At 32.5% G+C, this 12070-nt stretch carries 17 protein-coding genes; 10 read left to right on the top strand and 7 right to left on the bottom strand.

What is annotated here, in order from left to right; translation table 11 throughout:
- The first annotated feature begins 3 nt into the window (after positions 1-3).
- Both AAA923_RS00210 and AAA923_RS00215 read left to right on the top strand, forming a co-directional pair.
- Entirely contained in the window at positions 4-615 is a 612-nt protein-coding gene (locus AAA923_RS00210; RefSeq protein ID WP_338213813.1) for a TetR/AcrR family transcriptional regulator, read from the top strand.
- A 356-nt stretch (positions 616-971) separates the two neighbouring features.
- Complete coding sequence (locus AAA923_RS00215) at positions 972-1409, top strand: MerR family transcriptional regulator (RefSeq protein ID WP_338213815.1); 438 nt, start codon at positions 972-974, stop codon at positions 1407-1409.
- Positions 1410-1548: 139 nt separating this feature from the next.
- Here the strand turns inward: AAA923_RS00215 and AAA923_RS00220 are convergent, their stop codons facing one another.
- Complete coding sequence (locus AAA923_RS00220) at positions 1549-1830, bottom strand: hypothetical protein (RefSeq protein ID WP_338213816.1); 282 nt, start codon at positions 1828-1830, stop codon at positions 1549-1551.
- A gap of 498 nt (positions 1831-2328) precedes the next feature.
- Between AAA923_RS00220 and AAA923_RS00225 the strand changes: the two genes are divergently transcribed.
- Positions 2329-2451 carry a hypothetical protein gene (locus AAA923_RS00225; protein ID WP_263390694.1) on the top strand — a complete coding sequence of 41 codons (123 nt, stop codon included), beginning with the start codon at positions 2329-2331 and terminating at the stop codon, positions 2449-2451.
- Between the two features lie 222 nt (positions 2452-2673).
- Entirely contained in the window at positions 2674-3222 is a 549-nt protein-coding gene (locus AAA923_RS00230) for a TetR/AcrR family transcriptional regulator (RefSeq protein ID WP_338213818.1), read from the top strand.
- 122 nt (positions 3223-3344) lie between these two features.
- On the opposite strand, the gene AAA923_RS00235 is transcribed toward AAA923_RS00230, so the two are convergent.
- Complete coding sequence (locus tag AAA923_RS00235) at positions 3345-4193, bottom strand: hypothetical protein (protein ID WP_338213820.1); 849 nt, start codon at positions 4191-4193, stop codon at positions 3345-3347.
- Between the two features lie 292 nt (positions 4194-4485).
- Between AAA923_RS00235 and AAA923_RS00240 the strand changes: the two genes are divergently transcribed.
- Together AAA923_RS00240 and AAA923_RS00245 are read left to right on the top strand one after the other, a co-directional pair.
- A complete protein-coding gene (locus tag AAA923_RS00240) occupies positions 4486-5385 on the top strand; it encodes a hypothetical protein (protein WP_338213821.1) in 900 nt (299 codons plus the stop codon).
- Positions 5369-5902, top strand: a complete 534-nt coding sequence (locus AAA923_RS00245) for a hypothetical protein (protein WP_338213823.1) — start codon at positions 5369-5371, stop codon at positions 5900-5902. The genes AAA923_RS00240 and AAA923_RS00245 overlap by 17 nt, the downstream gene beginning before the upstream one ends.
- A 467-nt stretch (positions 5903-6369) precedes the next feature.
- On the opposite strand, the gene AAA923_RS00250 is transcribed toward AAA923_RS00245, so the two are convergent.
- The 4 genes from AAA923_RS00250 to AAA923_RS00265 all read right to left on the bottom strand — a co-directional run bounded on the left by AAA923_RS00250 (position 6370) and on the right by AAA923_RS00265 (position 9432).
- Positions 6370-7563 carry a site-specific integrase gene (locus tag AAA923_RS00250; RefSeq protein WP_338213825.1) on the bottom strand — a complete coding sequence of 398 codons (1194 nt, stop codon included), beginning with the start codon at positions 7561-7563 and terminating at the stop codon, positions 6370-6372.
- A 182-nt stretch (positions 7564-7745) separates the two neighbouring features.
- Positions 7746-8402: a hypothetical protein gene (locus AAA923_RS00255; RefSeq protein WP_338213826.1), complete on the bottom strand. Its 657-nt coding sequence runs from the start codon at positions 8400-8402 to the stop codon at positions 7746-7748.
- A 59-nt stretch (positions 8403-8461) separates the two neighbouring features.
- On the bottom strand, positions 8462-8755 hold the full coding sequence (locus AAA923_RS00260) for a hypothetical protein (protein ID WP_338213828.1): 294 nt from the start codon (positions 8753-8755) through the stop codon (positions 8462-8464).
- 53 nt (positions 8756-8808) lie between these two features.
- Positions 8809-9432 (bottom strand): LexA family protein, encoded by a 624-nt coding sequence (locus AAA923_RS00265; protein WP_338213830.1) that lies wholly within the window; start codon positions 9430-9432, stop codon positions 8809-8811.
- A 148-nt stretch (positions 9433-9580) separates the two neighbouring features.
- Between AAA923_RS00265 and AAA923_RS00270 the strand changes: the two genes are divergently transcribed.
- Genes AAA923_RS00270 through AAA923_RS00280 form a run of 3 tightly spaced genes read left to right on the top strand, consistent with a single transcriptional unit; the run spans position 9581 to position 10862 of the window.
- Entirely contained in the window at positions 9581-9847 is a 267-nt protein-coding gene (locus AAA923_RS00270; protein WP_338213831.1) for a helix-turn-helix domain-containing protein, read from the top strand.
- An 18-nt stretch (positions 9848-9865) separates the two neighbouring features.
- Positions 9866-10585, top strand: a complete 720-nt coding sequence (locus tag AAA923_RS00275; RefSeq protein WP_338213832.1) for a phage antirepressor KilAC domain-containing protein — start codon at positions 9866-9868, stop codon at positions 10583-10585.
- A 4-nt stretch (positions 10586-10589) separates the two neighbouring features.
- On the top strand, positions 10590-10862 hold the full coding sequence (locus AAA923_RS00280) for a hypothetical protein (RefSeq protein ID WP_338213833.1): 273 nt from the start codon (positions 10590-10592) through the stop codon (positions 10860-10862).
- 123 nt (positions 10863-10985) lie between these two features.
- Here AAA923_RS00280 and AAA923_RS00285 read toward each other — a convergent pair whose 3' ends face one another.
- Complete coding sequence (locus tag AAA923_RS00285; RefSeq protein WP_338213834.1) at positions 10986-11675, bottom strand: hypothetical protein; 690 nt, start codon at positions 11673-11675, stop codon at positions 10986-10988.
- 88 nt (positions 11676-11763) lie between these two features.
- Here AAA923_RS00285 and AAA923_RS00290 point away from each other — a divergent pair, with 88 nt between their 5' ends.
- A complete protein-coding gene (locus tag AAA923_RS00290) occupies positions 11764-12060 on the top strand; it encodes a hypothetical protein (protein WP_338213835.1) in 297 nt (98 codons plus the stop codon).
- Positions 12061-12070 lie beyond the last annotated feature (10 nt).

Consider the following 12070-nt stretch of genomic DNA (forward strand, 5'->3'; position numbering starts at 1 on the left):
TATATGAAGAAAAGCGACATCCAAAAAGAAAAAATTTTAGAAGTTGCTCAAGATTTATTTGTTAAAAAAGGCTTCGAAGCCACAACAACTCGTGAAATTAGTCGTTCCGTTGATATATCTGATGGTTCACTTTACTATTATTTTCCAAAGGGTAAGAAACAAATCTTGGATTTAATTGTTCAAAAAGGAATGGATTATCGAGAACATTTCGTTCATGAAATACGTCTTGATATAAATGACTTAGCTGGTTTTGAAAAGTTGATTGATACTATTTATGAAGGAATATGTGAGCTATTCTCAAATGAAGAGGGCTACCGTTCCTTTATGATTACGATTCGAGAGCGTGCAATTTTATCAAATGACCAGTCGAAATGGATTTCCCAAATTTTGGATCGACTGAAAAGCAGTTTAGTTATCAGTGTGAAGTCGATTCAGGATAAAACCAAGATTGCTAATGAAGAAGATATAAGCAGTTTGGTTGATACCGTTGTTTCGATTTTGCAGAGATCGATTTATGAAGAGTTAATTATTAAAAATAAAAAAATAATCAGTGATGATATTCGTGATAAAACAATGTCACAGATTCATTTATTGATTCAGTTAATTAAAAAATAGAAGGCCATCAGGGTCTTCTTTTTTGTTGAGTTGATGCAATTTATATAATCAGAATTTCTATGAATTTAATTATGTTGATTTGCGAACCAAATTAGTCGGAAGGAGCGAGAATATTCACCAGCTGTGGGAGTGGCGTTATGGCTTTAGCCATTACACCACCGGGCGAGTTTGGAGACTTACCGTTCTTTGGTAAGGATTCAAACCGAGATTCGAGACCGTACTTTAGCTCGAATCGTTCCGCATAGCAGGTGAATATTCTCGGTCCTGGAGACGTCCAAAATTTTAAAAAGTACAAAAATTTTGTTACTAAAGGTATACTAGTATTAATATTTTTTAAAGAAAAGAGGGAGACCAATATGGCTTATTCAATTGGAGAAGTGTCAGAGAAGACTGGTCTTTCCAGCTACACACTACGTTATTACGATAAAGAGGGCTTAATGCCATTTGTACATCGTGGGAATGGTGGTCGCCGTGAATTTACTGACGATGATATGGATTTTGTAGACTTGATTGCTTGTTTGAAAGAAACAGGGATGTCTCTGAAAGAAATCCGTGAGTTTATCAATATGTCGATGGCAGGTAATGATACTTTGCAGGCGAGATTGGAAATGTTCAAACGTCAACGTGATGAAGTTATGAAACAAATTGAACAATCTCAGAGATATTTGAAGAAACTTGATTATAAAGTTAAGTATTTTGAGGCAGCTTGTGACAATGGATCAGAAGATGGTTTAGAGGATTTTTGCGATACATTGGAAGCTACTTCAAAAGCCTGTCAATCAATGAATAACTAAATATTTGTATACAGGCTTTTCTCTGGAATTTGTGTTTTTTTAATGTTAAGATTTGGCGTAATCAAAATTCTGATTACTGCTTTCCCCCCAGAGAGCATAAAGACCCCAGTCAATTGACTGGGGTCTTTTTAGTATGCGATTAGTCTCTAGTGATACTTAAAACAGCGGTAGTTTTCAAAGAGTTCTTGTTGTCTTTACCAATTGTCAACCAATCGGCTGCACTGATAAGGCCTTCCAATTTGTTCTCTTCATCTTCTTCAGTGATCTTGCCGTCCTCAAAACCACCCTTAAAAATGCAATCTAGATAATAGTGGTCATCGTTACTTGCCATCATTGATGATTGATATTTCCATGCAATAATATATGTTTCGTCAGTGATGTGAATGCTACGACCGTTCACCAAGTTAATATTCAAACCCATGTTACCGCCTCCTTAACTTAATTATAGCAAATTTGGAATATAAAAATATAACATTAGTTGTTAATAATCGAGTTTATCCACTGATATCTCTTAAATAGAGGCAATTAAAAAAGGAGTAGCATTTGGAATTATGATCCAAGCGTTACTCCTTTAGTCTAATGATTTATGATAAGTAAAAAAATCGCAAAAAAGATAACATCCAGAATGGCCGACCATTCGTACCATTTATCTGGTTTATTAAACTCTACTGTGTTATGCCCCCGTTTACGAGGGTACCACGACGGATATTCTTTTTTGGACATGTTCTTCATTTTGCATCTTCTCCTTATTATCTGTACATAGATTATAGCTAGATTTAAAAAGAAATGCTACCTAAAAAATATCTTTAGGCGACATTTATTAAAAAGAAAGGGCTTGCATTTTAATGAATAAAGAATATAATTTCACTTATTATCCGTTGAGCAGATATAAAGAAATAATTAATTGGGAGGTAGACAAATGAAGTATCGCGTAGAATTAAATACAAAATCTCAGTTGTTTACTGTTGAAGATAAAAACACTCACGTTTTTGCAGATGGTAAAACAATTGAAGAAGCTGTCGGAAAATTAAAGATGGTTTAATTTAAAGTTTAATTTAAGGGATCACTTCAAACGAAGTGGTCTTTTTATTTTGGCTGTTTTCCAGGGATGAGAGTATTCACTATCAATAAATCCATAGAGAAATACATTTTATTCAATGTTTTTTAATTCAAAAACCATATTGTATTCGCTACCAAAATAGTAGAAAATAAGGAAATATTTTTAAGCCACAAGTTAGTTGAATTTGTTGCAGAGAGGATAATTATGAATAATACAGATGAAAAAATTCAGACAGCCTTATTGGTGTTGATGAAGGAAAAGAGTTTGGAAGAAATCACGATTATGGCAATTGCCGATTACAGCAAGGTCAACCGGACAACAGTTTATCGTCATTATGTTAATAAACTTGCTATTTTGGAAGCTATTGAAGATGATATTTTGAATGGTTTGGATAAAATTGATCAATATGGAATTAGTGAAGAGGATGATAGATCTCAGGTCTTAAGAGTTTTGGAATCGATTAATGAAAAAAGGGCAATTATCACCATTTTGTTGAGTCCTAATGGAGATTCTAAGTTCTACGATAGCTTTGTTAATTTCCTAACTGCCAAAGGATTGAAGACGATTGAAAATTCTCACCGTTTCAATGGATTAGACAGCAGGCAGAAGGAATTACTGGCTCAATATATTTCGTCAGCTTTGTTGGGATTGGTTAAATACTGGTTGAGTCATCCTGAAATGAGTGTTGAGGAATTGGATACTTTCTTTGAAAAGCTTTTTCGAGAGGGTATTAGTAGTTTTACAGCACATTAAAAAGCATTTAACTTTGTCGTGTGATACTTTTTGATATGTTTGAAACATTATATAAATATATTTATTAAACTTGATCCTAATTTCAAATTTAGTTCTTATGAAAATAATCAAAGTATAAAATTTTATGAAAGAAAATCTCTGTTTAGTTTGCTAGTTGAATTATTTAAAAAAACCTTCCCAGGGGAATAAATATCCTGATTGTAAATTTTGTTGTTTATATCATTCGAATATATGAATTTATTACTTGCTTCCAAAATCAAATTAATTAAATCGCTGGAATTTATAGAAAAAAAGCAACCGTTCTTGTCATTTTTTATGACCCCAGGAGCATAATTAGGTCCAATGTTCATCTTGATTTTAAGTCTCATGTTATTTTGAGCCATTTTATCATTACTAATTCGATGTTCTTTGATATATTCAAATCTAAGCTCAGTTTTGTTTTTCTTAATATTTTCGGAGGTATTTTTTTTATTAAATTTTGAATTAATATTAGTATTCTTTGTTTCGAAGAGATGCTGTAAATCGGTCATGAAAAAAGATAGGGCACTTAAGTTCATGCTATTTTCAAGTTCTATACGTCCTTCATGAAGAAGCGAACATCTCAGATAGTAGGAAAAAAAGCCAATCATAATATTATCAGTTGGTAGGGAATTTTCTTTATAGTTTATCTGCTTAATATCTGCATATTTGTTTAAAAAATATGCATATTTGAAAGACGAATTCCATTTAGATGGATTTTCAGAAAATGACTGGGAATGGACTAGGTAAGGCAATTCCAATTTAATCATATCGGTATTCAATAAAGAAAAACAAATATCAGGTAGCGTTAAAGCTGTTGTTAGAGAAGTTAGATACGCCTTGTTTTCTAAGTTGTTCTTTGTCTCCTCAATTAATTTATGCAGTAACACAAGGTTGGTTATTTCGCCTTTTTCATCCATACCTATATAGTTCATGTTAATGTTGAATTTCATTTTGATACCCCCATATATATTAATTATCTCTATTAAAAACATTTTTACTTTAATTGGGCAAATATATGTACTTTAGAAATATGTGATATATATTACCCGCTTTGATGAAGTTATGGAGAAATGGAAAAATTTATATAATAAAATTTATTCACATAATAGTTACTAGATTGTGTTAGTAAACAGCAATTCTTGAACAATGGTGAGGGGATTGCTTTATTCAATAACTATATTGATAGGATGCTGACTAAGGTGTTTAATTTAGATAATTATACTTTTATATGGGGAATTAATTATGAAATTAAAATTTTATGGATCAAAATTGAATATTAACGCCAATATTTTTAATCAAGATTTGAATAATATCAAAAAAAATCTGATACCGGAACGTATAAAATCTTTTAGTAAATATGATGGTAAATCAAGATTGTACAGACTTGGTAAATCAGATGATAAATTATTGAATCCAGTGAGGTGGACATTAGCAAATGTCACTGAGATAGAGGATAATGTTCTATCTGGGGATGTAGTTAAAGTCTCCAAAACAACGTTTGATATTTTACAAGGTGTAAAAACTGAACCTGAAGAGGTGGATAGGGCTCTTAAAATTCATTTTTATTATTTTGTGGATGATGAAGTTGTTATTATGCAGTCAAATCAATATATACATTATGATATTGGACTGTCAGTTTTAAAAACGATTTTATCACGAGATGTAAATATTGGAGAATTGGATTTTGAAGTTTATATGAGATATACCCAATTTGAACGGGAGTTATTTGAGGATACCATTAGGAAAATAACATTGAATTATGTTACACCCAATGATCCAAGGACTTTGAATTCTATTAGTGATATTTTGTTAAATAATAATGCTCCAAAGGGTAAATTTGAATTAGAAAATGAAAAAGATGGAATAAGGAAATATAAGGATGAGGAAGATGAAAATAAAGGAAAAGAAAAAAAAGAACCAACAGATTTGTTATCTGATTTTTTAGTTATTGTAAGGTCTGGCTTTGGTTCTATAAAAGCAAGGGTGGGTGCGAGAAATCATACTAGAACAATTTCCTCAAAAGAATATGCAGCTTCAGCAAAAATTAAAGAAGATAATGTAAATGACTTAACATCTGTCAATTCTTTAAAAGCGACAATTGTTTCTCAAATGGGAGATGATTTAAATGGCAAGAAAAAGTGATGTATATGAGCGTTCAAAATTCTTGCATCAGATTTGTGTTATTCCTAAAAGGCAGATAATAAATTGGAGTTTTTATTGTTCGATAACGATTGTAATAATATATTCATACTTTGTTTTTAAAAATAACGTTTATAGGATACGATTCTTTTCGTTTATGAATAATAATAGTATGTCATTTTTTTCGATAGCGGTATCAGCTATATCAATGATAGTCGCTGCAATAGCTATAATAATAATAATATACAATAAAAAAGATTTGCACTTAATAATAAATGGTGATAATCATACTTTTGAAGGATTTATTTTTCCATATAAATGGGGTTCTGTAATTTGGGGAGTTCTTGCTACAATATCGTTACTCTCTAATTTAATGAGTTTAAAAGTAAATAATTTTGTTAAGGACTTGTATTATTTATTTTGGATGTTTCTGTTGCTTTATTGTACTTTCTATATGATTTATATAATAAATGAGGTTGTACAACATGTTATGCTGTCTGCAAAATTAGAAGATAAGTAATATATTATTTGTCATTGGATGTGTAATAAAGTGTGATGACAAATATGTTTTGGTTCAAGAGACTATGGAGAAACAAAAAGAGTGAAGTTATTGAGCAGTACTATGGGTAAATAGTATTAATCTAAAGTTAAGGCATAAATTAATGTTTATACAAAACAAAAAGATTCATACATATATGAATCTTTTTTCTTCAAAAAAATCATTTGTCCCTTAAGACTAACGATAAATATCAGCTCTTACACCATTTGGATTCGTATTCTCCGTGACACACTTTTATGCTGATTTTATAAAATAATTTAAATTGAAAAAAAGAACACTGATTTAACAGTGTTCTTACGTTTTAAAACCTCATAAAGCGAACTACGAGAACTATACCCGTCTTGCCAGAAATCCAGTAATACCAGTGTGTTAAAGGCTACTAATTCGATAAATTAGCTTCGTGGCTCCAATATGGCTCCAATAAAAGTTTAAAAATTAGCAAATTTAGATAGCTTGTTAACTGTGTTGAGCTGTGCTTTACTTGAAATGTGCCAGTAGATTTTTAAAATCATCTGTGTATCGGAATGTCCAAGTTGTAGTTGGACTTCCTTGATACTAGCACCAGATTCAAGCATTAATGAACAAACTGTGTGTCTGATTCCGTGAACATTGATTCTATTCAATGGTTCATCGGAATCTTTTTTTCTGTGATTATATGATTTTATCAAATAATCTAACCAACGATTCATCTTTGTTAATCCCAATAGCTTATTACGAGTATTGGGGAAGAGCAGCTGATTAACGGTGGTATCGATGTTAAATCCATAGAACACCATTCTTCTACGTAGCTTAACAATCCATTTCTTTAATATATTAATGGTCTTAATATCAAGACCGACAATTCTATTAGAATTTCTTGTCTTGGGAACGGTAATTGTTGGTTTACCATCTTCTCCACGACTGACAGTCTTATTAATTCGTAAAGTTCTTTTATCAAAATCGATGTCGTCAATTTGAAGTGCTAATAGTTCACCCTTTCTCATTCCGGTGAAAAATGATAATCGGAATAGGGCAATGGCCATATCATTTTGACCATGGCCACAACGTATATTTAATTCATCAAAGAAATGTTGTTCTTGAGACCTAGTCCAAAAATTTGTTAATTCATCGCTACCGATCTTTTGCTCAATCTTTGGCATGATGATCATGTCCATGGGATTTTCATAGATTATTTTTAACCGCCTAGCTTCATTAAATACTAAACTTGCATAATACTTCAGCATTTTGAATGAAGATAACTCTTTAGACCATTCATTAACAACTTCTTGGCACATAGGCGAGGTTATTTCTTTTACCTTGAAACTTCCTATGGCCGGTAGGATGTGGTGCTTAAAAAGGCCCTTAACGCGATTTAGTGTGCTACCTTTAACTGTATTTTTATATGAAAGAAGAAAATACTCATATACTTGTTTGTAATCAATGTCTGTATTTTCTGCATAACCATAATCATTTATCTCAGCAAGCTTTTTGTTGAGAAAGTCTTTAGCTGCAGCTCGGGTTTTGAATCCACGTTTGCTGTTTTTATGTTTCTTTCCAGTAAGTGGATCAACACTTGAAATATATTGAACGCGCCATTGTGTTTTTCCTGAAGATTTGACTTGATACTTTTGAATTGAACTCATTTGGTTCTCCTTAATTTATAGCGCGAGAGCTGGAATCAAAGAGAAGTTGGGCATCACCTCCTTAAATTATTTATTTGACCCTGCACATTGATGTGTGGGGTCTTTTTTATTTGGAAAAGATAATTGAATTTTAGTTAATTTGCGAAAATAAATAAGCCTACGTGAGACTTATTTATTATTATTTACTTTTTTGCAAAGTTCACTTGTGTCATACCGGCAATAATAATTTTATCGCCCTTATGTAATTTAACATTTACTTTTGGAACTTGTGACATATCAGTATCGCCACCAAGGACTTCGTTAGTTGAATCGCCCAAGACACTCTTAGGTGTAACCATGAAGTTACCACTTTGGCCATCTGGAGGAGTTACAGTGTATTTGCCTTTTTTAATATCTTTGCCAACTACCCAAAATCCAGTTGCAAGGGTAGTAGTATTCTTCTTATTTCTTTTTGTTACTGGTGTGAATGATGCTGAAGTTAATCCCTCAACTTTAACTTTGTCCCCTTTAGCTAAAGAGGCTGTTACGGAAGGGACTTGGCCATAATCTGTTTCACTACCAAGGATTTCATTTATTGAATCACCGTGTAAACTTCTTTTAGCAGTAGAGGAGATGTTACCACTGGAACCGTCGCTTGATGTGATGGTATATCTACCTGGTTTCAATTCTGCTTTTGATCCAACCTTGTAAGTTCCGGGAATTAGGGTTGCTTGTTTTGCCTTAGCGGAAACAACTGTTTCTTGTACTGGATTAAGGCTTAATCCTGGTGCTTCTAAAAAAGTAGTAGATAAAGTAACAGCAGCAATGCTTGTTAATAATACCTTTGAATATTTGTTCATAATTTCCCCCTATAAACACATGTTCAGCTTTTAAAGTCATCAGTATTTGGACAACTAAATTATTTATATGTAATTAATGTATGAAATCCCTCCATATCTTTAAAAACCCCTTGATTTTTAAGTGAATCGAATTTAACATCTATTATTTCAAAATTATCATTTTGCATATCAGACAGAATGCCATCTATCTGTACAGTGTATTTATCTTCTGCACCGAAAATTTGATTAATCCATTTGCTGAAACTGTTAACCATAATGACGTGAGTAAATCCATCTTTTTTTAATAATGGTTTTACTTCTTTAGAATAGACACTATCTGCAGTAAACTTTTGCTTATTTGTAAACATCCCCATAATAAATCCCCCATGTACTTTAAATAACTTTAATGGCAATCAAAATATTCTCATTAGAGTTCGGTTGTAAAGCGAATTGCCTTTCCAAGAATTCTAGCAGGATTGCTTTTTGTAACAATATAAGGAGAATACGATGGATTATCAGGCATAAGCATAACTATGCTGTCCTGGTGTTTGATTCTTTTAAGAGTGGCTTCAGTATCGCCATTAACAAGGACAGCAGCAATTTCGTCATCTTCTACCTCTGGTTGTTCACGAATTAATACGTCTGATCCATCTGGAATGGTTGGTTCCATTGATTGTCCTTTAGCACGTAAATAAAATAGATTTCCGCTAGGTAAAGAATCAACCGGTTCATATAAGTATCCTTCGATATTTTCTTCGGCAGTTATAGGATCACCACAGGCAATTTCACCAAGGATAGGAATTCCCTTTGTTGCTGTTTGATTAGGAATCATTTCGAATTTGGATGAGGTTAAGTCAGAAATGTTGATATTATAGTGTTCTGCTAATAGTTCTAGAGATCCAGAACGTGGCATTTTTCTAGCATGAATCCAATCAGAGACTGTTGAATATGCGACATCAACAGAATCAGAAAGTTTGGTTATATTTTCGTCATGAATATCCATGTATCGTTGCAAATTATCAGAGAATATTTCTTTAATATCTTTTGTCATTGTCATTAACCTCGCTTCATTAATTACAATATATCACAAAAAGCGTTAAAATTCTTTCTTTTAGACAAAAAAACACGCTTTAAAACAAATAAACATTGTATTTTCGCTAAAAGCGTGATAATCTATTTGTTGTAAAGGAGGTATGTATATGTCTGATAAGAGAGTTCCTATAAGAGCTAAGCATACTTTGAGAGACCTTAGAGTAAGAGCCGGATTAAATCAGGCAACGGCTTCTAAGCGTCTTAATATTTCCAAACCAACACTTCAAAAGTGGGAGAGAGATTCCTCCGATTTAAGGATCTCAGAAATAGATAAGGTGACAGCTATTTATAATGTGCCTCAAGACTATATTTTTTTTGGAAGCAATAACGCTTTTAGCGAAAAAATTAAAAACATGAGAGGCGTTGGAAAATAAAATGAAAGGAGCGGTTAAATGGATAACTTAGTTGTTTTAAAAAACAAGGAACCCGTTACGAGCAGTTTACAAGTTGCAGAGTCCTTTAATAAAGAACCATCCAAAGTTAATCGATCCATTGAACAAATCATTGAGGAATCTGGCTCGCCAAAAGTGGCCAGCGAAATGTTTGTTCAAGGGATGTATTTAAACCGTGGTAAAGAATATCCAATGTATTACATGAATCGTGATGGGTTCACGTTATTGGCCATGGGATTCAATGGTAAAAAGGCAATTCAGTTTAAGATCAAATATATTGAGGCTTTCAACCAGATGGAAGACCAAATCAAGAACGGTGGATTTAACATCCCCACTTCAATGTCAGAGGCATTGAGACTAGCAGCTAATCAACAAGATCAAATTGAACAGATGAAACCTAAGGTTCTTTTTGCAAATGCAGTTGAAACAAGTGACACCAGCATATTGGTTGGAGAGCTTGCAAAGCTAATTAGCCAGAATGGAGTAAATATCGGTGCTGGTAGGTTATTTAGATGGTTGAGGGACAATGGCTACTTGATTGCTGGAAGTCGGTCAGATAGGAATTTACCAACACAAAAGTCTATGAACTTGAAGATATTTGAAATTAAAGAACGAACCTATAACAATCCGGATGGTTCAGTACGTGTTACTCGAACTCCGAAAGTTACTGGTAAAGGTCAAACATACTTCGTTAATAAGTTTTTGAATGAAGGGAGGTGATCTCATGGACATGCAAACTTTATCAATAGTTTTAAGTGATGAGCAGTTAGCTCAAATTGAACAGTCTGCTTACCAAGCAACAATTCGAGGCATCACTCGGGCAAATGAGCAAAAGGGTCTAAAAACGTGGATGAAACGATCAGACTTGCCTAATTATTTACCATTTTCGGACAGTTCTATTGATGCTAATCTGAGAGATCTACCCTACCACTTGGTAGGAGCAACAAAGTTTTATAACCGTCATGAAGTTGACGAGTTTATCTTAAATAAAAAATAAAAATCATGCGCGAGAGCTGAATTTTTAGAGAGAAATTATAAATTTGAAAGGTGAATTGTTAAGAATGAAAAAAAAATACATCCAACGGATGTAAAAAAGTTAAATATTTTATTTTATGAGATTCTATGATGTTTGATTCTTATCAAGAGGCTTGTCTTCGTTCCAGTCTTTTAGGTATTCCTCATAGTCAGGTTTCGATGATGAATCTAAAGAAAAAGAATGTGAAAAAGACTCATATTTAGAGTTTATATAACCATATTTAGTATTTTTGAAAATACTTTTTCGCTTAGCCACTTTTAAAACAGCAAGGAAATTATCATTATTTTCATTTTTATCTGGGGTAAATATCAGATCAATATTGGTTATTGAATGTGCTTTTAACATTCCCTCTCGACCATTTGGCATATCGTATGCAATGAAAGTATCTTTGTTTACCGCGACGGATGACGGGTGAAATTTTTCTATATGATTTGTTTTGGTTAATTGCCTTTTGTTATAGAAATTTATTTCGTGATCTTTACTTAAAGAAACAATTCTTAAATCAAAATAACCAATATCAAAGTTTGATGAATTTATTAATTTTAGACTATATAAAGCCATGCCATTTTCATTGGATATACGTTTTCCATTAGACGAAAGGATAGCTAATACCCAGGTTGGTTTTTCATCTGGTAGAAAATCTAAGTGAGCTGAATTTTGTATTGCAACGTAGATGGCTACAATCAGAGAAATTAATGAGATTAAATTGGAACTTATGAAGTTATAAATCAAGGAAATTATATGAATAATTATATCAAAATTAATATCAGGCATTTTTACTATCCTTTCCATGTAAAAGTATAGCAAATAAATGCTAGATATTGTTATCAGCCATAAAGCAATTTAAGGAGAATCACTATTTATGGATATTAGATCGGCAGTCTTAGAATCACGTAAACGTGATGATGAGATTGTAAATATTAAAAATAAAGGATTCAAAGGTATTACACGTGAATCATGGGTGTCAGATTCAATACCAGGGCCAAGGTTAATTATTGTGCCTAGTAAAGATGGAGGACATCGTGGCTACTGTGAAATGGTTCCTTATGGATTTGGTGGTAAGTATTACGGAATAAGCTGGGAACCAAGTTTTGATGATTTGGCTGCAACCGACTGGTTCGTTACCACTTTGACTAGAAAATTAGATTTGAAACATTAGGAGGATTTAA

The organism is Companilactobacillus muriivasis, assembly GCF_036246245.1.
Lineage (GTDB): Bacteria > Bacillota > Bacilli > Lactobacillales > Lactobacillaceae > Companilactobacillus > Companilactobacillus muriivasis.